Source organism: Leptothoe sp. ISB3NOV94-8A, assembly GCF_043421595.1.
GTDB classification, from domain to species: Bacteria; Cyanobacteriota; Cyanobacteriia; order Phormidesmidales; family Phormidesmidaceae; genus Leptothoe; species Leptothoe turfae.
Genome location: NZ_JAXSQW010000001.1, coordinates 6,739,636 through 6,765,905 on the forward strand (window position 1 = coordinate 6,739,636; position 26,270 = coordinate 6,765,905).

Below are 26,270 nucleotides of genomic sequence, written 5' to 3' on the forward strand. Positions count from 1 at the left end.
GGTCTTAGGTTAAGGATGGCATGATCGATTCCATTAACGTTTCAACAGCCGCTTTATATTGAACATCCTTGGTTGTGGCAACTTGATCTGGGGTGATCGGCTCGTTAGTCACTGTGCGGTCGGGGGTAATCCCTAGCTTATTAATATCGTGATGGTCAGGGGTCTCATATTTTGCCACCGTCACAGCTAGCCCAGACCCATGGCTCAAATCAAATAAAGACTGAATCAGACCTTTGCCAAATGTAGTTTCCCCTACTAACAGGGCTCGATGATTATCTTGAAGCGCTCCCGCTAAGATTTCACTGGCACTGGCGGTGCCTCCATTGACCAGTAAGATCAGCGGTTTTTGAGTCATAGCTCCAGCCCCAGCTTCAAAGCTTTCCAATATCCCTTGGCGGTTAACGGTATAAACAATTGTGCCCTCATCCAACCAGAGTCTGGCAATATCAATACCTGCTTGCAATAGACCACCTGGATTATTCCGTAAGTCCAGAATGTAGCCATTAGCCTGTTGCTGCTCTAGGCGGGTGATTGCGGCTCGGATATCTTCAACGGCATTACCGTTAAACTGTCCCAAACGAATATAGCCAACTTGATTGCCTTGTTCAAAACGTAATTCTGAGAAAACGGGATTCAGATTAATGCGCTCACGAGTTAGGTTCACCTCGAAGGATGTAACGCCAGAACGTTCAATCTTTAAGGTGACAATAGTCCCCGCTGGTCCCCGCATGCGTGCGGCTGCCTCATCAAGGGAAAATGATTGGGTTGATATGCCATTGATAGCAATAATTTCATCCCTCGGTGATAACCCCGCCCGTTCAGCAGGAGAGCCAACGATGGGAGCAATCACGCGCAAGTTCTGGTTTTCATCGTCCTTGGCGATCTGTAAACCGACACCCAATAGCTCTCCAGAGGTATTGGTCTGTAAGCTTTGATATTGCTCAGGGGGTAAGAAGCGGGTGTAAGGGTCATCTAATTTCTGGAGCATCGACTGCGCTTCTTTGTAGGCATCTTCCCAGTTATTAATTGGACGCTTCAGAGCTTTCTCACGGGTAAACCACCAATTCTGATGGTTAAAGGTCTCATCTAAATAGGCCCGATTGACGATGCGCCAAACTTCCATAACCAGCTTCTGTTGCTCTGTAAAAGCAAGTGCTGGTAGAGGCGCAACCCCGAAACTCAGAACTATTGCGATACAGATCGCACAGATGCCTCTTAAAAGAACTACATGCAGCAGCCCAGTTTTTCTCATTCTTCACCACAGCTCAAACAATACCGTTGCTTAACTGAAAAGGAAATTCTATTGTTAAGCTCCTAGGGCAGCATTAATCGTCCCTTTTAGCAGCATAGCGGCTTCCTCAGAATACTGTGTTCCTCCCATCTTCCATGACAGGAATTCATGGACATCTGTATGTTCGCTGGTAAATGATTAAGTTTTGTAAATAACCCTAAGCAAATGCAACTTGCTTTTGAGCCCGTCGCAACGAGAGAATATCTTTGCCCATTTCCTCGTCTAGAGCCAGTTACAACAGCTAGTCGATGGTCGCTACATAGCTTGAAAGTTTCAAGATAGGCGGTTTCTAAAGGTTGGTTGTGTTACATTTTTTAGTAACGGCATAGATCTAATTTTATATCCGCGCTTCATGTTTACTAAGCAAGTCACCGACTCTAAGGCCTACCAGTGGTTTAATGAGCGCCTTGAGATTCAGGCTCTCGCCGATGATATCTCCAGTAAGTATGTACCGCCTCACGTCAATATCTTCTATTGCCTTGGCGGTATCACCCTCGTTTGCTTCATCATTCAGTTTGCGACTGGCTTCGCAATGACCTTTTACTACAAGCCAACTGTAGTAGAAGCGTTTAATTCAGTTCAGTACTTAATGACTGATGTTAGTTTTGGTTGGTTGATTCGCTCCATCCACCGCTGGTCTGCCAGCATGATGGTGTTGATGATGATTCTCCACGTTTTTCGGGTTTACCTCACTGGCGGTTTCAAAAATCCCCGTGAATTAACTTGGGTGACTGGTGTCATCATGGCCACTATCACTGTTTCCTTTGGTGTGACAGGTTATTCTTTGCCTTGGGACCAGGTTGGTTACTGGGCTGTAAAGATCGTATCTGGTGTACCTAGTGCAATTCCTGTTGTGGGTGGTTTGATGGTTGAGTTTATTCGCGGTGGCGAGAGCGTTGGTCAGTCAACTCTGACTCGTTTCTACAGCCTTCACACATTTGTGTTGCCTTGGCTGATGGCCGTGTTTATGTTGACTCACTTTTTGATGATTCGTAAGCAAGGTATTTCTGGTCCCTTGTAAGGGATTAGTAGCTTGACCTTGGTCAGCGCTTAGCTGCTCTCCGATTGTGGCTAAATGTTTGAGTTCTTGGCCAAATGTGGCCTCAAGCTTGATTCAGGGTTAAGCTATTTCTACCAAGTTGCGCATTCTGTTCAGAGGTAAATTAGGAGACGATTTGAGCTATGGCAACGATTAAGAAGCCTGACCTCAGTGATCCTCAACTTAGAGAGAAGCTGAAGCAGGGTATGGGTCACAATTATTATGGTGAACCTGCTTGGCCCAATGATTTGCTATACATTTTTCCCGTAGTAATCTTGGGTAGCATTGCATGCTGCGTAGCTTTAGCGGTTTTAGATCCTGCTCTTGTAGGTGAGCCTGCTAATCCTTTCGCTACACCCCTTGAGATTCTTCCTGAGTGGTATCTCTATCCTGCATTCCAGATTCTACGAATTGTACCTAACAAGCTTCTAGGAATTGCTTTGCAAACAGCGATTCCCCTTGGTCTGATGCTTGTTCCTTTCATTGAAAACGTTAATAAGTTCCAGAATCCATTCCGTCGTCCGGTTGCGACAGCAGTGTTCTTGTTTGGTACCCTAGCCACTCTTTGGTTAGGCATTGGTGCAGCTCTACCTATCGATAAGTCTTTAACTCTAGGTTTGTTCTAGGCGTTGATTTCTCTGTCTTAGGTCATTAACATTAGCTTCTTGAATTTTCGCTGTGTATTTGCGAATTTTCAAGAAGCTTTTTAATGTGTCAAGATACAGCTAAGACATCTACTCTCCTAGGCTTATCTATCGATTTTTTAGTTGATTTCGGGCAAACTATTGGTGCGAACGTGCCGGTTAGTCGGACATGTTAAAGCAAGATCAGTTGATAGTTCAAAGTAAGCTAGAAGACCTAACTCAAGTTCAGCAGTGGTTTGATCGTTTTTGTTCTGCGTCACAACTGCCATGGCTTGAGGCTGTTTTTGATCAAGTAAATTTGGCCTTGGCGGAAGGTTTTACCAATGCCGTTAGGCATGCACACAAGGGCTTACCTGCGGATACACCTATTGAAATAGATTTATTTCTCTGGCAAGAAAAATTAGAAGTCCAAGTATGGGATATGGGTCAACCGTTTGACCCCGATAAATTGCCAGAACGAAAACCGGGGACACTCACGGTAGGTGGCTATGGTTGGTTTTTGATGCGGCGATTGGCCGATGTAAACTACGAGCGTAATGATTTAGGGCGTAATTGCCTCCGAATTGTTAAATGTTCAACGCCTTCGTAAGGTTTAAAGCTTTTAAATAACTCATTAAATTTGCTGAGGAATTCACTCATCTGAAGCTATTTTGTTGTCTCATCATTAGGTGATGGGTGTTCTAAGTAATATATAAAAATGGAGCTTTGCACATGCAATTAGCTCGCAGGATATGGGCAAAAGATACATTCGTTTTTATAGAAGTATTTGGTTGTGAAGGTGGAATTCAGTCGTATATCAAAGATATCTTAACGGCGTATTTAGCCTCTAATTCACCTGCGACAGCGGATATTTTTTTGTTGCGTGATCGTCGCAATAGTATTCCCTCTGAATTTTCATCGCGCTTTAAAGTTCATTGCTTTCAGTCAGGGCATCCGATGTTCGATCGGATTCGGTTTACGTTGGCTTTAGGGCTGCATCTGTTACTTAAGCGTCCACGACGTCTATTTTGTGGACATATTAACTTGGCAGTGATGACGCGTCAGTTGGCTTGGTTAGCCAGGGTGCCTTATACAGTGCTCACCTATGGAAAAGAAGTTTGGTTTCCTCTTGGGCTAGCTGAAGGGAATGCTTTGCGAGCGGCCGATCATATTTGGACAATCAGCCGGTATAGTCGAGACTTGGCCTGTAAGGCCAATAACCTAGAAGCTGAGCGCATTGAGATACTCCCTTGTACAGTGGATGGTCAAGGTTTTACACCAGCGATCGCATCCTTTCAACTACAGCAGCGTTATGGGTTGGACGATACACGAGTGTTAATGACAGTAGCTCGACTTTGGCGAGGTGATCCCTATAAGGGAGTGGATGTGACGATACGGGCACTGCCTGCGATCGCAAACGTCTATCCGAATGTGAAATATTTAGTGATTGGTCGTGGTGATGATCAGCCTCGGTTAGCTCAGCTAGCAAACGATTTAGGGGTGGCGGATCGAGTTGTCTTTGCAGGCTTTGTTCCTAATGAGGAGCTAGTGGAGCACTATCGCCTGGCAGACGTCTATGTTATGCCCTCCCAAGAAGGGTTTGGCATTGTTTATCTAGAAGCCATGGCCTGTGGTATTCCAGTTATTTCTGGTGATGATGACGGTTCTGCTGATCCCCTGCAAGATGGTCGTTTAGGATGGCGTGTCCCCCATCGCGATCCTGATGCTGTAGCAGTTGCTTGTATAGAAGCGTTACAAGGAGATGATCGTCGTTGCGACGGTCCTTGGTTGCGGGAACAAACGTTAGCACAGTTTAGCAAGACGGCGTTGATTCAGCAGCTACAGCATCTTTTAGAGGGTGATCCTAAGCCCAACGTCAAAGACCTCAATCAATCAAGTAGCAGTATCCCGACAAACTAATCAGCCAATGCAAAGGGGTAGACACTATAGAATATAGATCCCAGCACCATAGGAGGCGGCAATATGGCTCCCAACGGTTTTAGACAGTTACAGCTCAACTTTTCTGGCATTGGATGTTGGTTAATGTTTGCGGCTGGTTTGGCACTGATCACAACTGTTGGTGTTGGCTGGTTATTCAAGTCTTTGCTCGTTCTGCTCTTGCTGCTGATTCTGGTACCTATTGTTTTGGTGGTGGGTGTTCAGTTCTGGCTACGACGTAATTTAGTGGAAGGAGCATGTCCATCCTGTTCTCAACCGTTGACTGGGTTTAACAAAATGCCACTTTCCTGTCCGAGTTGCGGTGTACAGCTACAGGTCAGTAATGGTGCTTTTTCCAGGATGACCCCTGAGGGTACGATTGATGTTGATGTGATTAATGTTGATGCCGCCAATGCTGATAATGACTCTACAGACAGCGTCAAAACTGTGGATGTAGAGATTTTGCCACCTGCGGATCCATAATCAATAGGCAATAATAAATGTCTAGGATCTCCAGCCAAACATGTAATGGCCCACTGATGGAAATCTATCAGCGGGCCATGGTCATAGACATAATATTTGCGACGATGGGAAGTTATCGCTGAACGGTCATCGTAAACGGAGCACCATTACCATCGAGATCGCCGACATACAGACGGTAATTACCGGTCTTATATAGTCCGCGAGATTTGATTGCACCGCCATCAAAATCGTGGGCTAGGATGCACTCCCGTGAGTCGTCGGGACCCACCATGAGCAATGTGTAATCATTGTCACCAGATACTTCAATGGATACTGAAGCAGCTGACTCGGTGATGTTGAAAGAATGATCAGGTTGAGCGGGAATAAAGCCGCAATCTGTGGATGATTGGTTACCACCGCTAGTGCCGGTGATTTCCGTTGCTGATTGACCATAAACAGCAGCGGTGGGTGCAGCAACCACAGTGGCAGCAATGAGCAAAGAAGCTATGTTTTTTGTGGCAATGTTTTTCATCGATAGCACCTCGGCAACTTATGGGGTAGCCTTACGAGAACACTAGGTCTTTAACTGAATCACACTCCTGAGGAATGTATATCTCAATACTAGTGGTGAGATATAGCTAACGTTATTGCATATGTGCCAGTTTGCCAATAGTTAACAAAGTGGAATTGTTGTATGGCTTGTATTATATAAGTCGTACGATTCATTCAATGGTGACAGTTGCCAGGTCTGGCGTAATTGGCTTAGAACGCTCACCTCAAAGTATTAGATACATCCAGATTGCTAGATGACTCAGCAAACCATGAAGGCTCAGAACTCAATTGTGCTTGTCCCAAAACTGCGGTCAGCGACATTGGTCGGCAGGCGCTTAGTGGCTTGGAGTCTAGAGGTGAGCTTGGTCGCCATGAGTGCCTTAGTGCCTTGGGGGGCAGGGCATTATGTCCTGATGGATCGCAACATGCTTCCTATCGAAGGCAGTGTTGAAGAATCTTTTATGCCGCCTGCTGCTGACTCAGGCGCTTTGCGGGTTGAGCTAAATCTTTTGGTCAAACATGCTCAGCAGGGATGGGCCTGGATTGCTCAAATACCACCACACCGCTTGCATCGAACGGTACCTCGGCTAACAAATATTTTGTGGACTGTTGCGTTGATTGCCCCTGTCATTACGGCTGGGGGACAGTTGGTGCAGCTACGTCTCACTGGGCGCACATGGCCTAAGCAATGGTTGGGGATTCAGGTGATTTCCATAACGGGTGGATCGCTCACGTTGCTACAGGTGGTTACACGTGAGCTGGTGCGTTGGGGGCTGCCGATGGTGATTGTTGTTGGCGGCACCCTGTTAACAGGGGTTTCAGCGGCACCCTGGATGCTATTCATCGTTATTCTGTTAGCCATGGCTGAAGGTGGAACAACCTTAGCTCTTGATAAGCGGGCGTGGCATGATCGTGTCGCTAAGACCCGAGTGACAAAGTCCCATGCTGGGTATTTACCGATTTCTGGTGAATCCTTGCTCTATTCATTGCCCATGGGTGATTACACCTCATCTTCGCAAAGCAATGGCATTGAAAATAACGGCGTTGTAGGCAATGGCATGGTCAACAGTGCGATTCAGCTTTATGGGGAGACTGCGAATGATGATGAGTGGTGGCTGACCGAGGATGCAGGTGATTTAACATCGCTTGTTTTGCCCCCTCGTTCTGAGCAGAGTGGCGGTAGCTTAGTTCTGCTGCCGCCAAGTCAATTGTTATCAGGTAAGAGGGCATGGTGGCTGTGGTCAAGTGGCATGGTGCTGGCGTGTTTAGCTGGATTTAGTGTTGGTCGTGTTGGGCAATCATCCCAGATTCAGGCTGAGAGTGACGCGTTTTTACAGACAGCTCAGGCTCTGATGGACAAAACGCAAGCGGAGGGTGCAGATTATGATGCGGCTATCTTAATGTTGGCTCAGGTAGATGACCCCCGTACTGCTCAATACTTAACGGATCTATTGAGTCAAACCTCACGGCCAACAACATTGGCGACGGTTCAGCAGGCCTTGATCAGTCAAGGTCTAGAGAGTTTGCCTCCTTTGCTGTCTCTGGGACGTGTGCTGGAAAATGATCTTCAGCAGTCGCTGGACACTGAGACTCGGTCGCTGCGATTGGAGCAGCGTCATATGGTGCAGGGTGCGATCGCAAAAATACTCACTGTGCACAGCGATGAGTTAGACGGTATTCGTTTAGACCGGGTTAACTTGGGAAAATATCATGATTCAGAGCGCTCGTTTCGCCTGATTCAACCTGGGCTGTTAGCAGCAGGTACCAGTTGGCAGAATGCAAATTTAAGCCAGGCAAACTTAGCTAGAGCTAGTTTCTTTGATGAAGGGCCTGATGGTAAAGCTGATTCTTACGATGACATCATCAGCGACTTAAGCGGTATCAATCTGAGTGGTGCTCGGCTAGAACATGCTAATTTGCAAGGTGCTCAATTGAGTAGTGCCAATTTCAGGCGAGCTGATCTGAGGGATGTCAATTTAGCTTACGGCAATTTAGAAGGTGCCCAATTAACCAATGCCCAACTGATGCATGTGAATGCGCCTGATAGTCAATGGCAGGGAAGCAATTTAGTGGGTGCTGATATGACCCAGGGTATGTTGGATGGTGCAGATTTAAGTCGAGCAAGACTTAATCGTCTTGAAGCGGCCCACAGCAGTTGGACCAAGGCAATATTGCCCCAATCAGACTGGGTGGGTGCCAATTTAATTGGGGCTAATTTTGAGCAGGCTAATTTGGTTAGTGCTGACTTTCACGGTGCCCAACTAGATGGTGTAAATTTTGAACGGGCTGATTTACGCCAGGCTAATTTGCGTGATGCCGATCTTAGACAAGCCAGGTTAACGGGTGTGAATTTGGCGGATGCTGATTTAGCGGGAGCTATCTTTGATGATGGCACTAGAGTGACAGGTAGTTTTATTACGCCTAATGCTCAGTTAAATACAGCTAACTCTCTACAGGGAGTTAACTTTAGCCGTGTGCGTAACATTGATGTGCGCCAGTTAAACTACATTTGTGTGCAAGGAGGAATTCATCCGTCCTGTCAGAAGCTGATGGATGCTGCTGAGTAGTCAATGCAACGAACGCGATTAAGTACATTAGTAGATCAAGCGGGTCAGCGCTTTAGTCAATGGGTGTTTAATCCCTGGCGGCGCATTTCATTAGCTGTCATTAGCCTGCTGTTTGGTAATTTTTTCGCGACAGCTATTTCTGCGACAGCGGGTCAAACGTCAGAGATTGATATTTTGATTTCTGCCATTTTGGTAGCCATGGTGGAATTCATTAGCTGGCTATATCATCGATCTCGCTCCAATGGCCAGCGGACGATCCTCCCTGAACTCCTTAATTCATTTAAGCTGGGCATGGTTTATGGTCTTTTTGTTGAGGCCTTTAAACTCGGTAGTTAGCGACAGTGTGCTAATGGCTTCTACGAGTTGAGTAGCTTGATGTTGGATCGCTTTCCAGTCTTGATGCCGCACATGGTTTGCCCTAAATAATCCACTAGAAATTCCCACTGCTGTTGCACCAGCTGATAAGAGGTCAGTGGCATTCTCTGGGGTCACGCCCCCAGACGGAATCAATGGAATATGTCCGAGGGGGCCTTGTATACATTCCAGATATGTGGCTTCCCCCAAGGCTTTGATGGGAAACACTTTGACGCTTGTGGCCCCTAATTCCCAAGCCGTTAAAATTTCAGTTGGGGTCATGGCTCCTGCCACGGTAGGGATATGCACCGTACGGCCATGGCTAAGCAAGGCTATCGATGTATGGGGGCTAAAGCAGAATTGTGCGCCAGTTGCGATCGCAACCCGCAAATCCTCTTCTGTCAAAATTGTCCCCACCCCTACAGTGCAGTGGGGTAACGCCTTTTGAATGGCCTGGAGCAACGCCACAGGCTGATAGCTATTCCAAGTAACTTCGAGTAGATGGATGCCTCCTTCAGCAGCAGCCATTGCCATATTTAGACCGCTTTCAACTGTCTCAGCCCTAATAACAGCAATGGCGCGATGGGTTTGGAGTGTCTGCAGCCAACGCTGCTGGTATTCAACAAGAGGTTGCACATGAGGCGGGGCTGAATGTAATGCAGTCATAACCTGAGGGGCTTAGTGTTAAGCCTATTTTGCAAGCGTCAATCATATCTGCTTGTACCTCTTAGGCTTTTAGACCAATTTGCAATACGGAAATTGTCGCTTTTCTAAGTACTGCTAACGATTCAACACGGCATGTAACAAAAATAAAATCCTCTCCAACACAACAAAAAGCCGCAGGGGTAGCCTGCGGCTTTTAAATATCAAACTCCTCAGGAGTAAGACTAAGAAACGCTAACTAAAAATCTACTAGACCTCTAGGCAATGCTTGCCATGCTGACATTGTTGTCAATCAGCAGTCTCTGTAGTTCGTCAGAATCAACTGTTTCCTTGTCTACTAGCATGTCAGCTAGCTGATCAAGAACCTTGCGGTTCTCAACTAGGACTTGCTTAGCGCGGCTGTAGGCAACGTCTACAAGACTACGAACTTCCGCATCAATCACAGCAGCTGTTTCCTCAGAGAAATCGCGCTCAGTGGCAATGTCACGCCCTAAAAAAGGATTACCTTGTTGGCGACCTAGGGCAACTGGACCTAGTTTTTCGCTCATACCAAAGCGAGTCACCATCTGACGAGCCACGCGAGCTACCTGCTGTAGGTCATTAGAAGCACCGGTCGTAACTTCTTCATCGCCGAAGACAATTTCCTCAGCAAGACGACCACCCAGGGCCACAGCCATCTGGTTTTTCAGATAAGAACGGGAGTATAGACCGGACTCTAGACGCTCTTCACTCGGAGTAAACCAAGTCAAACCACCGGCTTGACCACGGGGAATAATGCTGATCTTTTGCACGGGGTCATAGTCTGGCATCAGGGCACCCACCAGGGCATGACCTGCTTCGTGGTAAGCAACTAGGGACTTGCGCTTCTCGCTCATTACCCGATCTTTCTTCTCAGGACCGGCCAAGACGCGATCAATCGCATCGTTAACTTCATCCATGGAGATTTCGGTCAGATTGCGGCGAGCTGCCAAAATAGCGGCTTCGTTTAGCAAGTTAGACAGATCAGCACCGGTAAACCCAGGTGTCCGACGGGCAATCTTCTCTAGATCAACGTCCTTGCTAAAGGTCTTCCCACGGGAGTGAACCTTCAGGATTTCTAAACGACCGGAGTAATCAGGACGGTCAACCACCACCTGACGGTCAAAACGACCAGGACGTAATAGAGCCGCATCCAATACGTCAGGACGGTTAGTAGCCGCAATGATGATGATGCCAGTGTTGCCCTCAAAACCATCCATCTCAGTGAGTAGCTGGTTTAGGGTTTGCTCACGCTCGTCATTACCACCGCCGAGGCCAGCACCACGCTGACGACCAACCGCGTCAATCTCGTCAATAAATACGATGCAAGGAGCGTTGGTCTTAGCTTGCTCAAACAGATCGCGAACACGGGAAGCACCCACACCCACAAACATCTCTACAAACTCAGAACCAGAGATAGAGAAGAACGGTACACCAGCTTCTCCAGCAACGGCCTTAGCTAGCAGTGTCTTACCGGTACCAGGAGGACCCACTAGCAATACGCCCTTGGGAATCTTGGCACCAACCGCCGTAAAGCGGTCGGCATTCTTTAAGAAATCAACCACCTCAGTAAGTTCAAGTTTGGCCTGGTCGATGCCAGCCACATCACCAAAGGTGACTTGGGTCTGAGGCTCCATCTGTACGCGAGCCTTTGATTTACCAAAGTTCATCGCTTGGCTACCAGGGCCATTTTGAGCACGTCGTAGTACAAAGAACAGCACTACGAGCAGCAAGATGGGGATAAGTAATGTGCTGAGTACTTGCAGCAACCGATTTTCCTCAGCTTGACGCTGAACTTCAATATCCACAGAGTTCTCAGTGAGGATATCAACAAGGCCAGGGTCGCTGGGTAAGTTAACCACAATCCGACGCTCTTCACCTGTTGGATCAGGGAAACGAGCCTGGGTTCGATCGGCGCTAATGTAAACTTTCTCAATGGCACCGCTCTCAACTTGGTTGATAAAACGGCTGTAACGCCATGCATCGGTTTCAATACGAGGTTGTTCAAAAAATGCGGTAGCTAGTGCGATGACGACAACTACCAATAACACGTAGAGTCCTGCGTTTCTCCAGCGCTTATTCACAGGGAGTAAGCCTCCTAAAGTTTTTAATTGTCAGCGATTTCAGCGAGCTCGCCTATGCTGATCTGAGATTTATTAACTTATGTTAACGCATTTCAGGATTCTGCATAGCCTACTCCGCTCAGCAGTTGTGCTCGCACATCGAAGGCCTGTAAAACATTTGTTTGAGGGCTGTTAGACCTTCGTGGGTAGAACTATAGTTTAGTTTAATATTCCCAGACAGAACTGTGTGGATCGGTAAAAGCTCTACCACACAATTGCTGTAGGCTAAACATTCAAACTGGTTCACTCTACTTCCGGTCCAAGGGATGTGGGAAATGACCTGATTCTTTAAAGCTTTAATCAATCGGGCTCGGCTAATGCCTGGCAGTAGGCCGGAGTTCAGGGGCGGCGTGTACCATTTGCCATTGCTGTATCCCCATAAGTTACCTGTGCTGGTTTCCAGCCATTCTCCAGTGGGTGCAATCAAAATGGCATCGCGAGCTCCATGGCCCTTGGCGGCTTGCATCGCCAACCAGCAAGGTAGATAATTGCTGGTTTTGTGTCCTGGCAAACTGCGCTGATATTTAGGCTCTGCGGCAATCCAGGCCGTTACTCCTTCTTGCTGTTGCTGTTCTAGATTGAGCGGGAGGTGGCGACCTGTGATCAGTTCACGGCCATCGGCAAGAATAGTCAGTCTTAGCACTGGATAGTCTGTGAGCAATGCTTGACAGCCTGTAGTGGTGCGTTGCCAGTCTGGTTGGGGCCAGGTAAAGAAATGGAGTGATTGGGCGATGCGATCGCAATGCCAATCCCATGCTGTCAACGGATGCGTCAAGCTATTCTCATAAATCCGCATCGTCGTAAATACGCTGGCTCCATACGCCAACGCCGGATCGCTAACCATAATCTTTATCTGGTCATCCTTATATAGCTGACCTGCAAACCAATAAGTCATCTGTTAGGCTTCTCAGAAAACTCAGGAGCAAATTAGAATCCTCTGAAATTCGCTCCAAAGCGTGTTCCGATCTTAGAAGATGAAAACGATAGCCACAGGGGATAACGGGTGCAAAAATCAACGGTTCAGCTCGGTCAATATGAAGCAGCTTACATAGAGTATGGTGTCCAGGATAATCCGGTGTTGCTATTTCTCCATGGTTTTCTTGGCGAAAGTAGCGTGTGGCGTTTGCTCATGGAGCGGTTGGCTGACCGCTATCGCTGTATTGCGCTGGATCTACTTGGCTTTGGTCGTTCTTCTAAACCCAAGCTTAAGTACACCATTTGGCATCAAACGGCGTTTGTGAGTGAGTTTATTGCTGCCTTAAAGCTCACCAATGTCACCCTCATTGGCCATTCCTATGGGGGGTGGACCAGTTCTGCCTTGGCGATTGAGCAGGCCGACACTAATGCATCTTTGCTGGAGTATCTTATTCTGATTGCTCCGGCTGGCATTCGCGATGACAGTTTTGTCGGTCGCTACAATTATATGCGTCCGATTTTGTGGGAAACACCCGTGGTGGATTGGGTGCTTACTGGTCTGAAACCCCTTGCCAAAGTTCTCGGGCAGCAAAAGACCTATGACCAGGTAGCCATGGCTCGGCGCGAATTTGGCAAACAGCCTGTCGCTAAGTCCTTTATCGTTGACCGTCTACGACCGGAGGATGCCATTGATACCGTAGAAAAAGGCATTCATAAGATTGCTGTGCCGACCTTAGTCATTGCTGGTGCCCAGGATACGACGATCCCCCTATGGCATTGTGAAACCTACGGTCATGGAGTGCCGGGTGCCGAATTTGAGGTATTACCCGAGGCCGATCATGATTTGATTCGGACGGATTGTGATCAAATTTCTAATCTGATCGCATTATTTTTAACCCCATCGTTGTAGAGACGTTCCATGGAACGTTTCTACAACGATGAATGGTCCCCAACGGGCCTACGATGAATAGCCATTTAACCAATTCCTTCAATCATGGGATGGAAAAAGAACGCAAGACCAATGATGGTGTAAGTTGCCAGCAACAACGTCCCCTCTAACCAGTTAGAACTCCCATCACTGCTAATAGAGTTAGCAATCAAAATTGATACAGCTACGGCGATCAGTTGGAAATTATTAAAGTCCAGATCCATCGGCTGACCCATAAGCCATCCAGCAATGACCAGCACTGGAGCTACAAATAGAGCGATCTGCATACTGGACCCCACGGCCACCGACAGCGATAAATCCATCTTATTTTTCAAAGCGACAGTCACAGCAGTGGCATGCTCGGCCGCATTGCCAATGATGGGCAGCAAAATGACGCCTGTAAAGAGTTCGGACAAGCCTAGTTGTTTAGTGGCAACCTCTAGGGAGCCTACTAACCACTCGGACTCTATAGCGACTACCAAGGTGGCGGCCAACAGCACCCCAATCCAAAGCGGGAGGTTCGGCGCTTCGTGATGCTCTTCTTCCGCTCCTTCCTCTTCCGCTGTGCCCACATCATAGAGATAGGCGTGGGTTTTCATGGAAAACAGCAGCGTGAGGCCATAAACCAGAATCAACACAATAGCTACGGCAACAGAGAGACGCTGTAGCGTTGGCTCCGTGATGGAGGGTGAGGTAAAGTCCACTGCTGTCGGCAATAAAATTGCGATTACCGCTAAATTCATCGACGATGCGTTCATGCGGGCAATTACTGGCTGGAAGTCCTGTTCCTTAAACTTGATGCCTCCCAGCAGCATCGATAGTCCCATCACCAGCAGCAGGTTACCGATAATTGAGCCGGTAATACTAGATTTAACGACGTTAATTAACCCGGCGTTGAGCGCAATCAGGGCAATAATCAGCTCTGTTGCATTCCCAAAGGTGGCATTGAGTAAACCACCCAGGGAAGGCCCCACAACCACAGCGATTTCCTCAGTAGCTTGGCCCATCCAGCCCGCTAACGGAATGATGGCAATCGCCGCTGTGACAAAAACTGCCAGTTCACCCCAGCCAAGGAAATGGGCAGATGCGGAAATAGGAACAAATATAAGTAGACCGAAGAAAATTAAATTTTTGATTGACATGGAGGCTTTAACACATCGTTTAGGTCGAGGATTGAATTGAGGGACGCGTTCAATTGGAGAAATGCTCAAATTTAGGCATTTCTCTAAAGGAACTGAACTGTTGCTCTAATCCTAGATATTTCAGCACCATCAGATTACCCAAAGGAGTGACAAGTGAGGGAATAATTCCAACTATTCTTGGAATGAACTTTACGAGTTGTGCAGGTATCTGAAGACCTGCATCATTACGGCATTAGATTGAGTACTGGTGTTGAGTACTAATCTAATGAGGGTGCCATGGTGTGGAAGCTGATTCTGGCAATTTTGGGTTCGTTGGCACTGGTCTTGGTCGTGTTCTATGGTTGGGCCACCTCTGGTAGCTATCCTCGCGATAAATATACAGAAATCCTCACCTATGACGTTGAGGCTGCTGCTGCCGAAGAAAACACATTGTCCCTGGTGTCTTACAACATTGGCTATTTGTCGGGCTTGACGAATCAAGAGGCGGTGGAGCGGCCTAAGAGTTTATTTGATGGGCACTTAGAGAGTGCGATCGCCACACTTCGCTCCCTAAATCCTGACATCATCGCTTTCCAAGAAATTGATATCGCCTCTAAACGCTCCTACAACGTTAATCAGCTGGATGCCCTTGCTAACGCCCTGGGGTTGGCTAATGCCGGTCTGGCCATTAACTGGAATAAAAACTATGTACCTTTTCCCTATTGGCCCATATCAGCCCACTTCGGCAAAATCGTCTCAGGTCAGGCTGTATTGAGTCGCTACCCGATTGTGGAAAATAATCGAATCGTACTCGAAAAAGTAGCCAGTCGTCCGTTTTTCTACAATGCTGTCTATTTGGATCGCTTAGCTCAGGTTACCCAAGTCGACATTAATGGTCGTGCTCTGATTGTTATAAATGTGCACCTGGAAGCGTTTGATAACCCGACCCGATTTAATCAAACCTATGCCGTACGACAAATGGCTGAAACCTATGCCAAGGAGTATCCTGTGTTGCTAGTAGGTGACTTTAACAGTGCGGTCAATCGACCTGAAGAAGGGGAGCGGTCGATTGAGGTGTTGGCAGAGTCTGGTGCATTTTCATCGGCGCTTCCTAGAGAGCAATGGCCTGACCAACCGACCTTCCCATCTGAACCACCTGAACATAAGCTGGATTATTTGTTCTATACCCCAGAGTCGATTGAGCTGACGGCAACCCGTGTGATACCAGAAGTGGGAACGGCTTCGGATCACTTGCCATTGATGATGACGTTTACGCTGAAATAATCTGAGACGATATGGAAACTCCTGAGTTACTTCAGAAAGACAGGAGCCTCTGCTAAAACCATTTCTATTCAGACGCACATCACATCCTATGGAGCAACTGAAGTATTTCCTTGGGCCTTTTGAACTATTTGCTTCAATTATTGGGGGCTCGCCATTTATTGTGGCAGGATTTTTGCTTTATAACCCAGTGGAAAGTTTGGCGGATTTGGCTCCGGTGATTCAGAGCAGTGGGACACTGGCGATCTCACTCACATTCTTATTTTTGAGCTATATCATTGGTGGGACTGTACAAACATTGAGCTGGCGATATTTTCTGCTGCTATGCCATGTGTTTAAACAGGAATATCTGTATATGGATAGTCAGCTAAGGGAGCGAGATAAAAAACTGAAACAGGCTGAGCTAGGGAATACATCGTCACTAGACTTTGAAGATCGCTTAGTACTTCAGCTACAGCAAAAAATAGGCCTCCCTAAAAAGATGCGCTGGATCAATGCTCGACTTAAAGCCTATCTGCGTGAAAACAATAGCCCTTCGGTTACGGCTGCAGAAATGCACACAGCTTCCCACATCATGTACCGTAATCTTTCTCTGGGATGTTTGATTCTAGGGTTTGTGAGTTTAATCAATACATTTCGTGTAAGCTCTCTAGAGCTGCTAATCGTTGCTCCATTTTTTGGCTATGTGGCCTATCTGATGTTTCGCCGTTCCGTCAGTTTCAAAAAGTGGCAAAATCGTGAACTCTTATTAGGCTTTTATTTTGCAGTTACTAAAGAAATTGTTCCTAGAGAAAGCGATTAGCATACGTCATGCTGCCGATGCCCACTTCTGAGACAACGGTTCCCTCAAGACGATTTGTAGAAAATTTCGAAAGACATGTTAGGTCTGGCACTTCATACCTCTACCCCTGAACTGGGTTTAGCCATCAGTGATTTTGAAACGATCCATCGTCAGCAAACTTGGCAGCTAGGTCGTGACTTATCCAGCCAACTTCATGCGTTACTTCAAGGGTTTTTGCCCCCCCAGCGCTGGCAAGAGCTGACGTTTATTGCTGTATGCATTGGACCTGGTGGTTTTACGGGTACCCGGATTGGTGTGGCAACTGCCCGAACGTTGGCACAGCAGTTAGATATTCCCCTATTGGGTATTTCTGCTTTGGCTGCTGTTGCCCACCATCGAGTCACCGCGTCGGGCCCACCCTCGGAGTCCATAGTGGAAACTCACAAAACAGCTACTGATCTGGCTATTACGATGCCTGCTAAACGAGGGGCTGTGTATGGTGCGGTTTACCACTGGACTGGAGAAAGTCTGACCTTAAAACTAGAAGATACGGTGCTGAGCGCAAGTGATTGGAACCTGAAGCAATCCCACTGGTCTCAACCCCTGGTAAAAATAGTCCTAGATTCAGGTGTTGGCCTGGCCGAAACAACCTCGTCCTTGTTACAGCTTGGCTATGAGCGTCTGCAAAGGGAGAAGATATCGGACTGGCGACAGGTCATTCCGTTTTACGGTCAACATCCAGTAACTGTTTGAAGCTGTTTGAGAGGTTAGTCTTGATTGGCTTGACCGTCGCGGCGACCCAACTCATATACGCCGCTGCCTATGCAGGTGATAATGCCAACGCTTACGGTCCAGCTACGACCCATGCTGATATCTAGTAAATAGTTACAAAGACCGCCAGTGACGACAAACGGCACAATACTCATGACTGATGCATAGAGTTCTGCTGGCCCAGTAGAGGATGTTGTGTCAGCGGATGCTAACCAGCCCATAGCCTGTTGTTCTAGAGCCTCAACCAAACGAAGGACCAGGGGCGAAAACATCAGATAGAGGGCCAAAGCCCATAAAAAAACTCCAGAAATCCAGACTGGATCAAGAATCATTGGATAAAGAAAATTATTAACACTGAGTTCTGCGATGAACGAGGCTGTGAACTTCTAGGTTGAAAAATTGCGAAGAATCTTCAAAAATGTTCACTCTCTATAAATTAGGCTAAATGATTTGATGCGTTCTGTCGTCTTTGTTGCCTTATCTTGGACCGTTAGAGCCAGAAGTTTAGTGGGTTTATTTAGCGCTTTACTGTAACCGTAGTACCTATATCAACATAGGTATACAGGTCTTCAACATCTTCATTAAGCATACGGATACAACCATGGGAAATGGCTTCCCCAATTAAGCGTTCCTCATTGGTGCCGTGAAAACCAATTTCGCCATCCTGGGTTGATAAAAAGCCAATCCATCGAGAACCCAAGGGATTTTTCTTCCCTGCTTTGATTAACTCTCCCGTGATTGGGTGTTGCCATGTGGGGTATTTCTGTTTTTGAGTGATGCTAAAGCTGCCCTCGGGGGTTTCCCACTCTTCTTGACCAATGGCGATGAGATATTCTTTGACGACGTCACCTTTTTGGTACACATTTACTATACGAGCATCCAGCTGCACCACAATTTCAATATCTGATTGTTTAAAGCGCCGTGCGAAGCTTGGGCGGCGACCGTTAGCTATGGAGATGCGAGTAAGGAGGTTATTGCCATCCTGGCTTGGTCGAGCATTTGCGGCTTTCCAATCAAAAGGATCTTGCAACTCCAGTAAGGCTAGTCCAAGGGCAGAACCAACGCATAGTAAGGCAAAGCTGCGAGCTAAGGGATGAAGACCTTGCATTACAAAGGATTGGAAAACGTAGGATAGAAAACGGTATGCACTTGGAAGCGTCGTACTCCTGAATATCTTACCTATTTCACCCTATTACGGTTGTTTTACGATATCTGTTTTATGGGCTGCTCATACTTCTCAGCATACTTTTGTGCAGCCCCCATGGCTTTGTCCCTGAGTTGTTAGAATCAGTAGTATTGTCAAAAATTTATCTGACGTAGCAACTCCATTCGTAAAGGCAGGGTAGTGTGACGGTTAAACCAGACTGGCTGAGAGTTAAAGCCCCCCAATGGGAAAGGGTCGGCAATGTCAAAGGTATTTTGCAGGATCTCGCTCTCAACACGGTGTGCGAAGAAGCTTCCTGTCCCAATATTGGTGAGTGCTTCAATGCTGGAACTGCCACATTTTTAATCATGGGCCCAGCTTGCACGCGAGCCTGTCCCTATTGCGATATTGATTTTGAGAAAAAACCCCAGGCGTTAGACCCAACCGAGCCTCTGCGTTTAGGTGAGGCTGTGCGGCGGATGGGTCTGAACCATGTAGTCATCACTTCAGTAAACCGAGATGATCTACTCGATGGGGGGGCTAGTCAGTTTGTGCGCTGCATTGAAGAGACTCGAAAGCTTTCGCCCAATACCACCATTGAGGTGCTGATTCCTGACTTGTGCGGTAATTGGGATGCTTTAGAAACTATTTTGTCGGCAGCTCCTGAGGTGATGAATCACAATACGGAGACAATTCCTAGACTCTATAAGCGTGTGCGTCCCCAAGGTGACTATCAGCGCAGCTTGGAACTACTCAAACGTACCCGTGAAATTGCTCCATGGGCCTACACCAAGTCAGGAATCATGGTGGGTCTGGGGGAAACTGATGAGGAAGTCCGCCAGGTCATGGCTGGCTTACGCGCTGTAGACTGCGATATCCTTACCATTGGTCAATATTTGCAGCCTACTCAAAAGCACCTTGGTGTGCAAGATTTCATTACCCCCGAACAGTTTGATCAGTGGCGAGAGGCTGGAGAAGCGATGGGCTTTTTGCAGGTTGTATCGTCTCCTCTGACACGCAGTTCTTACCATGCGGCAGAGGTGCGACGGCTGATGGCTGAGTATCCTCGCCCTCGTCCGCAAACTGTTGAGGCCGCAATCAGAAAAAATTAATTAGCTAGTCAAGAGTGATAGTGCCTTTTGTAGTGTTTGTTGCACCGATGCTGCAGAGGTTTGTAGGGCAACCTGCTCATCGTTGGTGAGTGAGAGTTCCATTATGGAAGCTGCCCCATTGTGGTCAAGACGACAGGGTACACCCAAATAGATATCTTTGAGCCCGTATTGCCCCTCAAGATAGGCTGAAACGGGTAGTATGGCTGACTGGTTTTGCAGAATTGCAGCCACCATTGTTGCTGTTGCGGCCGCAGGTGCGTAAAATGCTCCGCCGGTTTTGAGGTGATTCACAATTTCTGCGCCACCATGACGGGTGCGATCTACCAGTTGCTGAACTTTGTTCAGTGGCATTAGTTCAGTGAGAGGGATGCCACTGACAGTGGTGTAGCTAATTAGCGGTACCATCAGATCACCATGTCCTCCCAGTACCATGGTTGATACATCCTGAGGAGGAACCTCTAATTCCTGCGCAATAAAGGTGCGAAATCTTGCTGAATCTAGTACTCCGGCCTGTCCTATGACTTGACGGGGAGGGAGCCCACTGGTTTGCCAGGCTAGATAGGTCATTACATCTAAGGGATTAGTGACCAAGATGAAATGGGCATCGGGAGAGTGGGGCAGAGCCTGTGACATTACGTCTAGAATGATGCCGCCGTTCACCTTGAGTAGATCATCCCTGGACATGCCTGGCTTGCGTGGGAGCCCAGCGGTAATCACAATTACCTGTGAGTTGGCTGTATCTGGGTAGTCGTTGGTTCCAGTAATACTATAGCTATACCCTTCTAGGGGGCGTGCCTCAGCCATGTCGAGGGCTAATCCCTGGGGGCGACCTTCGACGATATCTAGTAGAACCACATGGCCTAAGTTTTGGGCCAGTAAACACCGGGCAAGGCTGGCACCTACATTGCCTGCGCCAATGACAGTGATTTTGGGGATTGCGATCGCAGCTTTATTAACAACTGCTTTCCGAGGAGATGGAATAGCGACTACCATAGGAACTCCCAATAGACAGCTTGAGGGCACCTCAGCTAATCAATGGCCCAGCTACCCAACGATGCGGTCCACGTAATCAACGGATGTGAACCACACTTCCATTGTGTCCGGGGCTACTTGTACTTGGGAGTATCCCATCAGGATTCTTAATACGTTGTCAGTCTTACTTAAACGCTTCCAACTGCTCTACCTGGAGCCAAATATTGGGGGTGGGTACTCGGCCAAATTTCACCAGGGCGTAATCATCGCGAATTTCTAAAATTTCACCTTGGGTTTCAAAAATATAGGGCGGAAACCGATTATCGCTAGCAGTGGCTTCTACGCTGTTCTCTAATTTCTCGCGCACGACACGCACAAAAGTACCCTTTTTAATCGCCATTACTTAGAAAAATAACTGGTCAATATATTATCGCTCCTGTGGGGGCTGTGGGGAATGGGCAATAGGCGGTGGAGAAAATAAATAGAACTCTATTTTTGGCAGTTGGGGCAGTAGTGGGCAGAGCGTCCTGCGAGTTTGATGCGTGTGATGGGCGTTGCGCAGACACGACAGGGTTCGTTTTCGCGGTCGTATACCCAGGCGACACCGCCGTAGTTGCCATTGATGCCGTGGATATCGCGAAAGTCACTAAAGGTGGTGCCACCGGCTTCAATGCTATCGATAAGAACTTTACGAATGGATGTGTGTAAGCGTTTGAGGCGAGTGGGGGAAATGCGATCGCATCTCACCTTGGGGCGAATGCCACTTAAAAACAACGCCTCATCCGCATAGATATTACCGATGCCTGCCACCATGGCCTGGTCAAGCAATGCATTTTTAACAGGTTTCTGTCTACGTCCAAACCAGGCTTGCATATAGCCTACAGAAAACTCATCGGCAAAAGGTTCTGGGCCTAACCGTTGCAACCCTGTCATGATTTGATCGGGCTGTATGTTGGGAGGTATCCACCAAAGACGACCAAAGGTGCGTTGGTCAACGTAACGCAGTTCTCGTTCATTCTCAAAAAAGAGGCGAACACGGCAGTGGGAAGACACCGGCATTGATTGTTCTACCCATAGAAGTTGGCCCGTCATGCGTAAATGACATCCTAACCAACCAGCCGGTTGTTGCTGGCGAGTTAAAACTGCCAATAAATACTTGCCGCGACGTTGCCATGCCGTAATTTCAGCCCCCAGGACAGATGGTAGAAACTCTTCAATAGAAACGGGGTGAGCAATGCTGCGGTCTAACAGCACATCGCCACCCCGAATAGGTTGATATAGAGTAACTCGACTGAGCCCTCGTCGGACAGTTTCTACCTCAGGAAGTTCTGGCAAGGATAACTAGACAAATAACTCTGCTAATTTTACCAAGCCATCTACAGTTGCTTGAGCTACTTAACTTCCTTCAGCTCAAATTCGCCAAAGTTGTTGGTATTAACTCCGGCATAGTTAATTTTGTCAAAACGAACAACAACTGGATACTTGATGCCACTTTTATCAACGGAAGCAACCGTACCAATATCTTGAAACCAATAAGACTCCTTACGCAGGATACGTACTTTAGATCCACGCTTAACCATGAATAGTCCTCTCTTGTTCAAAGACGAGTAATGAATGCGAGCAGCAAGCTACCTGTTCACCAGGGTACTACTCCTCTGAACCGAACTCACAGTCTTGCCATTTAAGAATTGTTGCATATCGAAGATTTTAGAAATAATTCTTTAGAAAAAGCCGAATAAAAAATAAACTACACCCTACACAACGAAATCAGAGCGGATACAGAAAAACCCCTAACCTTTACAGCTAGAGGGTTTTAAAAATAAGAAAATTAGATGTAGCCTTGAATGATTTGGAATGAACTAGATGCCAGCAGGACTCGGTAGAGTTGGCAAAGCACCAATTGTTGACACTGTTTCTGCGGCAGGTTCTTCTTCCACAGGGGCTTCTTCAGTTGATGTCACGAAACGCTCTACTTCGATGCCGTTTTCCACCAGGATTACACGGGGTTCAGCTGAACCTGTATCAATGCGTTTGACAACAACACTGCCTCCAGCAATTCTTTCGCCTTGTCTGACATAGCGCTCAATTTCATTAGGAGCTTTAACAATGGCGTAAGGAGACCCTCCGATTTGGATAACCCCTGATACTCGAACAGCTCTAGCTGTCGTTGGCTGTGGAATTTCGGGCAATGCCGCTATCTCAGCACGACCTGATTCAACTCGGCGTTGTTCTGCGAGGTCTGGGCGCTGCTGAGGGTTATTACTGCCAGGCCCTACTGTTCCAGGTCCTGCTGCAACTGTGCGACCAGTCTCAGTCCCAGCATTAGTCGCCGTCGTACCATCGTCTTCAGGCAAAATCGGCTCAGGAGGGATGAGGGGAATTGTTAGTTCTGCGAAGGGATCATTACGAGTGCGTTCCACTCCAATTGCTCGTTCGTTTGGATCAGTAGACTGAATCAGGTCACGAGCAACGATGGTGGGAGAATTTTCTGAGACCGCAACTACATTACCGGAATCCTCTCCCCCTGGAATATCAGGAAGCTCACCTTCTGACGTTTCTACTGGTTGAGTTGTTTGTTCCGTTGGGGTAGCTGGATCCTCAGCAACATCATCGCTGTTGCGATTAAAGAATCCACAACCGCTCAGGGAAATTGCCCCAGTTGTTATTAGCAATACCAAGAGCAGACGATGCATCTTTTCAATCCTCCAAGGACTTGTGTTCGCAAAGTATAAAGCAAGATATGCTGAATGCATAGAGCTTAGGCGAAATCTTTTTCCTCACCTTCGGCGGGAGCCATTAAATCGCGCAGTCGCTTAAGTCCGCTTTTAACTCGACGTGAAACCGTAACAGCACTAATACCTAGGCGTTCGGCTGTTTCCTTTTGAGTCAGGTCGTGTAGAAATACAAATTCTAAGACTTCTTGAGTTCTACGCTCTAGCTGAGCCAGTCCCTGTTGGAGGCGAATACGATCTTCTTGAGCCAGCTGAAAGCTGCGGTACTTTGGATCGGGTAATAAATCACTGAGTGAAGCAGAGCCACTGCCTTCATCTTGAATAGGGGCGTCTAGACTTAGCAGTGAACGATTCCGACTGGCTAATTTAACGTCTTGCCATTCCTGAACACTGATTTTCAGGTGATCGGCGATTTCCTGATCCGTGGGCTTACGGTCTAGCTTTTCTTGGAGTTGTCGAATAACTCGAGCTGATTGATGTTGTAATGACTGCCAACGTCTTGGGATGCGAACGATGGCGCTGCGATCTCGTAAATAGTGCTGAATTTCGCCACGAATGTAGGGAATAGCGAAAGAGCTGAAGGCATAGCCTTTAGACATGTCAAAACGCTCAATGGCCCTAATTAGTCCTAAGCTGCCGACCTGCATCAGGTCATCAAAGGTTTCGTTGGAGTGGTAAAGCCAATGGTGGGCTTCGCGACGCACCAGACCAAGATTCATTTTGACCAACTTGTTACGCAGCTCAGGTGAATCATTCTTTTGATAATCATTCAGCAGCTCTAAAGTCTCGCTTTTGAGTGCTTTGTTGAGTTTGGACGACATGGGAAACCCCTTTGACATGTACATGCTCAACTCTATGCCCACTGGGATAGATGCAATATTGAGCTACGAAAGACAGAAACTTAATTGAAAAACTAGAACTTAAACCATGGGTTCAATGTGGTGACTTCATAGTGAAGATCAAGGTTCAAGATCACAGTGATTCAAATCACAGCTTCAAACTGTCAAAGCCAGCCTAATTTCTGGCAGCCTGCTCAAACAAGGACGTATACACGGAAATTTAGGGTGACGGACATGCGTATGTTTAACGTCAAAGCCGTAATCTTTACGAGGCCTTCATGTATTGTGTCTGTCCTTAAAGCAAAAAAGAGAAGATAGTTCCGGAGAACTACCTTCCCTCTTCAAAATTACCTTAGTGAAAATGCCTACTGGAGTAGAGCCACCCCCACTGGGTTCTTAGCTATTAAGCGTCAAGTAGCTTCTACACGACCATAGAACAAGCCTTGTACGCGAACGTCTGACGGCTCTGCAGTTCCCATGTCAGTGTCAGAAGGTTGCTCACATTCGAACGTACCAGCAATTTCGCCAGTCACACTATCAACTTTCTCAACTTGTAGAGACATGGTGCCTTGTCCAACTTTGAAGGCTTTCATATTCTCTTTGATCAGTTCTTCTGTATCACCACCAGCTGGCAAGGCTACTGCTGTGTCGTAACCTGTGGTCAAACCACGACCTTTTGGATCTAAGAAGTTAGATGTGCGGTAGGAAGGGACACGGTAGTCACCAATAAAGTCAGTGGATGACGTAATGGCGTTTAGTCCAGCCTGTGATTGTGCCACTAGACCCTTAATAGTGAATAGAAAAGGCACTTCCTCACCACCTGGAAGTAGAACAGTCACAGCCTGAAAATCTATGCCGTCTATCTCAGTGAAAAGCAGACTGCCGTCAGGATTAAGTTCTAAAGAACCACGCACCTGGTCCAAACTAGAGGTGTAACGAGTCAAAGACTTACCAGAAATAAACTCAGCTTCCCGACGCTTGTTAGCAGGCTCTTCCTTCACAAAATAACTAGTCGGCTCTAAGCATAGACCCGCAATCTGATAAGACTTGCCACTGTCAATAGCAATCTCCCCGCGACGAACGCTAGAAATTTGAGGACAGCTGTTGGCTAAACCTGTATTTCTGATCTGATCGTAAGTTAGGGGAGTGTTGCTGTCAGCACTAGGAGCATCGCTACATGCTGTTAGTACACCCATGCAGAGTGCTAGAAATGCAACGATTAGGGCACGATACCTCATGGTAAACCTCAAACAAAAAAGATTTATGTAAGAAAATTTGTCAGTGGTTATAGAACCGACTAAGGTTTTATGACGTTGCCTATGCCTGAAGTCTTCCTTTTAAATAGAAAACCATTCACCAAGGCTTACCGAAGTCGCCCTCAGAATAGCCAACTAACCTTTCCGAAAGTATTTTACACGGACGAGTCCCCGGTGAGTTCTGAAAATTGCTAAATCTGGTGCATTGGTTAACATTGGAAGGCTGGTGATGGACCAGATGACTGGAAGAATTTGGGCTACACTATCTGCACCTTCCGGTTTCGGTGATATCAAGGAAAGGCATTGTATCTAGATGGAATTGTACTCTTCTGATAACTCTAAAGCGCAAGCTGCTGATATTGATGAAATTCGACTAGCTGTCAAATTAGCAGCTCAAAAGAGGGAAAAAGATTGTGAGGCTCTCTTAGGGATTTTAAGACAATTGGAAGAGCTGCATCGTGATATCCGTGAAACGCTCTTTCAAGACTCATTGCCAACTAATCGACAACATTTGTATCATCTACTGCGAGATATTGAGCTCAATGGTGGGTGGCCCTATATTCAACGAATAAAACTCACGCAATTACTCGCAACGTTAGAGGATGAATCCACATTAGAGGCATCTGAAGATTAACTACAGAGAAACATAAACATATATAAAATCAACTTTTACCAAAGAGTGATATAATCCCTCAGTTTTTAATGGTTGAATGTCTATTTCGCAGCAGCTCAAGGAGCTGATGACACAACTCAGTAGATTTTTGCAGTAGCTCTTTTTAGTTGTTCAT

Annotated in this window: 28 protein-coding genes; 13 read left to right on the plus strand and 15 right to left on the minus strand. The window is 47.1% G+C overall.

Annotated elements, in window-relative coordinates:
* Nucleotides 1–4: 4 nt before the first annotated feature.
* Nucleotides 5–1,252, minus strand: a complete 1,248-nt coding sequence (ctpA, locus tag SPB21_RS28985; RefSeq protein ID WP_163702222.1) for a carboxyl-terminal processing protease CtpA — start codon at nucleotides 1,250–1,252, stop codon at nucleotides 5–7.
* A 391-nt stretch (nucleotides 1,253–1,643) separates the two neighbouring features.
* Here ctpA and petB point away from each other — a divergent pair, with 391 nt between their 5' ends.
* From petB to SPB21_RS29010, 5 genes are all read left to right on the plus strand, one after another.
* Complete coding sequence (gene petB, locus SPB21_RS28990) at nucleotides 1,644–2,312, plus strand: cytochrome b6 (protein WP_163660526.1); 669 nt, start codon at nucleotides 1,644–1,646, stop codon at nucleotides 2,310–2,312.
* Nucleotides 2,313–2,473: 161 nt separating this feature from the next.
* Entirely contained in the window at nucleotides 2,474–2,956 is a 483-nt protein-coding gene (petD, locus tag SPB21_RS28995; protein WP_163660524.1) for a cytochrome b6-f complex subunit IV, read from the plus strand.
* A 187-nt stretch (nucleotides 2,957–3,143) separates the two neighbouring features.
* On the plus strand, nucleotides 3,144–3,563 hold the full coding sequence (locus tag SPB21_RS29000) for an ATP-binding protein (RefSeq protein WP_006518086.1): 420 nt from the start codon (nucleotides 3,144–3,146) through the stop codon (nucleotides 3,561–3,563).
* A 122-nt stretch (nucleotides 3,564–3,685) separates the two neighbouring features.
* On the plus strand, nucleotides 3,686–4,873 hold the full coding sequence (locus tag SPB21_RS29005; protein WP_499868451.1) for a glycosyltransferase family 4 protein: 1,188 nt from the start codon (nucleotides 3,686–3,688) through the stop codon (nucleotides 4,871–4,873).
* A gap of 63 nt (nucleotides 4,874–4,936) precedes the next feature.
* On the plus strand, nucleotides 4,937–5,374 hold the full coding sequence (locus tag SPB21_RS29010; protein WP_163660520.1) for a hypothetical protein: 438 nt from the start codon (nucleotides 4,937–4,939) through the stop codon (nucleotides 5,372–5,374).
* A 112-nt stretch (nucleotides 5,375–5,486) separates the two neighbouring features.
* Here the strand turns inward: SPB21_RS29010 and SPB21_RS29015 are convergent, their stop codons facing one another.
* Nucleotides 5,487–5,885 carry a hypothetical protein gene (locus SPB21_RS29015; protein WP_006518083.1) on the minus strand — a complete coding sequence of 133 codons (399 nt, stop codon included), beginning with the start codon at nucleotides 5,883–5,885 and terminating at the stop codon, nucleotides 5,487–5,489.
* Between the two features lie 274 nt (nucleotides 5,886–6,159).
* Here SPB21_RS29015 and SPB21_RS29020 point away from each other — a divergent pair, with 274 nt between their 5' ends.
* The gene (locus SPB21_RS29020) at nucleotides 6,160–8,472 is read left to right on the plus strand and encodes a pentapeptide repeat-containing protein (protein WP_163660518.1); all 2,313 of its coding nucleotides are present in this window, start codon (nucleotides 6,160–6,162) and stop codon (nucleotides 8,470–8,472) included.
* 3 nt (nucleotides 8,473–8,475) lie between these two features.
* A complete protein-coding gene (locus SPB21_RS29025; protein WP_163702229.1) occupies nucleotides 8,476–8,808 on the plus strand; it encodes a DUF565 domain-containing protein in 333 nt (110 codons plus the stop codon).
* Here the strand turns inward: SPB21_RS29025 and SPB21_RS29030 are convergent.
* From SPB21_RS29030 to SPB21_RS29040, 3 genes are all read right to left on the minus strand, one after another.
* Nucleotides 8,749–9,492 carry a bifunctional 4-hydroxy-2-oxoglutarate aldolase/2-dehydro-3-deoxy-phosphogluconate aldolase gene (locus SPB21_RS29030; RefSeq protein WP_499868453.1) on the minus strand — a complete coding sequence of 248 codons (744 nt, stop codon included), beginning with the start codon at nucleotides 9,490–9,492 and terminating at the stop codon, nucleotides 8,749–8,751. The genes SPB21_RS29025 and SPB21_RS29030 overlap by 60 nt on opposite strands.
* Nucleotides 9,493–9,746: 254 nt before the next feature.
* Nucleotides 9,747–11,591 (minus strand): ATP-dependent zinc metalloprotease FtsH3, encoded by a 1,845-nt coding sequence (ftsH3, locus tag SPB21_RS29035; protein WP_006518079.1) that lies wholly within the window; start codon nucleotides 11,589–11,591, stop codon nucleotides 9,747–9,749.
* 118 nt (nucleotides 11,592–11,709) lie between these two features.
* Entirely contained in the window at nucleotides 11,710–12,525 is an 816-nt protein-coding gene (locus tag SPB21_RS29040) for an aminotransferase class IV (protein ID WP_163702231.1), read from the minus strand.
* 108 nt (nucleotides 12,526–12,633) lie between these two features.
* Between SPB21_RS29040 and SPB21_RS29045 the strand changes: the two genes are divergently transcribed.
* Nucleotides 12,634–13,455, plus strand: a complete 822-nt coding sequence (locus SPB21_RS29045; RefSeq protein ID WP_499868455.1) for an alpha/beta fold hydrolase — start codon at nucleotides 12,634–12,636, stop codon at nucleotides 13,453–13,455.
* 65 nt (nucleotides 13,456–13,520) lie between these two features.
* On the opposite strand, the gene cax is transcribed toward SPB21_RS29045, so the two are convergent.
* On the minus strand, nucleotides 13,521–14,615 hold the full coding sequence (gene cax, locus SPB21_RS29050; protein WP_163702236.1) for a calcium/proton exchanger: 1,095 nt from the start codon (nucleotides 14,613–14,615) through the stop codon (nucleotides 13,521–13,523).
* Between the two features lie 276 nt (nucleotides 14,616–14,891).
* Between cax and SPB21_RS29055 the strand changes: the two genes are divergently transcribed.
* The 3 genes from SPB21_RS29055 (at nucleotide 14,892) to tsaB (ending at nucleotide 17,409) form a co-directional block, all read left to right on the plus strand.
* A complete protein-coding gene (locus SPB21_RS29055) occupies nucleotides 14,892–15,878 on the plus strand; it encodes an endonuclease/exonuclease/phosphatase family protein (protein WP_499868457.1) in 987 nt (328 codons plus the stop codon).
* Nucleotides 15,879–15,966: 88 nt separating this feature from the next.
* The gene (locus SPB21_RS29060; RefSeq protein WP_163702240.1) at nucleotides 15,967–16,677 is read left to right on the plus strand and encodes a hypothetical protein; all 711 of its coding nucleotides are present in this window, start codon (nucleotides 15,967–15,969) and stop codon (nucleotides 16,675–16,677) included.
* Nucleotides 16,678–16,752: 75 nt separating this feature from the next.
* Nucleotides 16,753–17,409 carry a tRNA (adenosine(37)-N6)-threonylcarbamoyltransferase complex dimerization subunit type 1 TsaB gene (gene tsaB, locus SPB21_RS29065; protein WP_163660501.1) on the plus strand — a complete coding sequence of 219 codons (657 nt, stop codon included), beginning with the start codon at nucleotides 16,753–16,755 and terminating at the stop codon, nucleotides 17,407–17,409.
* A 14-nt stretch (nucleotides 17,410–17,423) separates the two neighbouring features.
* On the opposite strand, the gene SPB21_RS29070 is transcribed toward tsaB, so the two are convergent.
* Together SPB21_RS29070 and SPB21_RS29075 are read right to left on the minus strand one after the other, a co-directional pair.
* Nucleotides 17,424–17,759 carry a hypothetical protein gene (locus SPB21_RS29070; RefSeq protein ID WP_163660499.1) on the minus strand — a complete coding sequence of 112 codons (336 nt, stop codon included), beginning with the start codon at nucleotides 17,757–17,759 and terminating at the stop codon, nucleotides 17,424–17,426.
* Nucleotides 17,760–17,944: 185 nt separating this feature from the next.
* Nucleotides 17,945–18,535: a L,D-transpeptidase gene (locus tag SPB21_RS29075; RefSeq protein ID WP_499868459.1), complete on the minus strand. Its 591-nt coding sequence runs from the start codon at nucleotides 18,533–18,535 to the stop codon at nucleotides 17,945–17,947.
* Nucleotides 18,536–18,774: 239 nt separating this feature from the next.
* Here SPB21_RS29075 and lipA point away from each other — a divergent pair, with 239 nt between their 5' ends.
* Nucleotides 18,775–19,683, plus strand: coding sequence for a lipoyl synthase (gene lipA, locus SPB21_RS29080; protein ID WP_163660495.1), 909 nt, complete (start codon nucleotides 18,775–18,777; stop codon nucleotides 19,681–19,683).
* Here the strand turns inward: lipA and mdh are convergent, their stop codons facing one another.
* The 7 genes from mdh to SPB21_RS29115 form a co-directional block, all read right to left on the minus strand.
* Nucleotides 19,684–20,676: a malate dehydrogenase gene (mdh, locus tag SPB21_RS29085; protein ID WP_499868461.1), complete on the minus strand. Its 993-nt coding sequence runs from the start codon at nucleotides 20,674–20,676 to the stop codon at nucleotides 19,684–19,686.
* Between the two features lie 163 nt (nucleotides 20,677–20,839).
* Nucleotides 20,840–21,055: an NAD(P)H-quinone oxidoreductase subunit O gene (locus SPB21_RS29090; protein WP_006518068.1), complete on the minus strand. Its 216-nt coding sequence runs from the start codon at nucleotides 21,053–21,055 to the stop codon at nucleotides 20,840–20,842.
* Nucleotides 21,056–21,144: 89 nt separating this feature from the next.
* Nucleotides 21,145–21,990 carry a DNA-formamidopyrimidine glycosylase gene (locus SPB21_RS29095; protein WP_163702241.1) on the minus strand — a complete coding sequence of 282 codons (846 nt, stop codon included), beginning with the start codon at nucleotides 21,988–21,990 and terminating at the stop codon, nucleotides 21,145–21,147.
* 56 nt (nucleotides 21,991–22,046) lie between these two features.
* Nucleotides 22,047–22,235, minus strand: a complete 189-nt coding sequence (locus tag SPB21_RS29100; protein WP_006518066.1) for a photosystem I reaction center subunit IV — start codon at nucleotides 22,233–22,235, stop codon at nucleotides 22,047–22,049.
* A 279-nt stretch (nucleotides 22,236–22,514) separates the two neighbouring features.
* Nucleotides 22,515–23,348 carry a hypothetical protein gene (locus tag SPB21_RS29105; RefSeq protein WP_163660490.1) on the minus strand — a complete coding sequence of 278 codons (834 nt, stop codon included), beginning with the start codon at nucleotides 23,346–23,348 and terminating at the stop codon, nucleotides 22,515–22,517.
* A gap of 65 nt (nucleotides 23,349–23,413) precedes the next feature.
* Nucleotides 23,414–24,208 (minus strand): RNA polymerase sigma factor SigF, encoded by a 795-nt coding sequence (locus SPB21_RS29110; protein WP_006518064.1) that lies wholly within the window; start codon nucleotides 24,206–24,208, stop codon nucleotides 23,414–23,416.
* A gap of 428 nt (nucleotides 24,209–24,636) precedes the next feature.
* Nucleotides 24,637–25,464: a photosystem II manganese-stabilizing polypeptide gene (locus SPB21_RS29115; protein ID WP_163660488.1), complete on the minus strand. Its 828-nt coding sequence runs from the start codon at nucleotides 25,462–25,464 to the stop codon at nucleotides 24,637–24,639.
* Between the two features lie 331 nt (nucleotides 25,465–25,795).
* Between SPB21_RS29115 and SPB21_RS29120 the strand changes: the two genes are divergently transcribed.
* Nucleotides 25,796–26,116 (plus strand): hypothetical protein, encoded by a 321-nt coding sequence (locus SPB21_RS29120; RefSeq protein ID WP_163660486.1) that lies wholly within the window; start codon nucleotides 25,796–25,798, stop codon nucleotides 26,114–26,116.
* Nucleotides 26,117–26,270 lie beyond the last annotated feature (154 nt).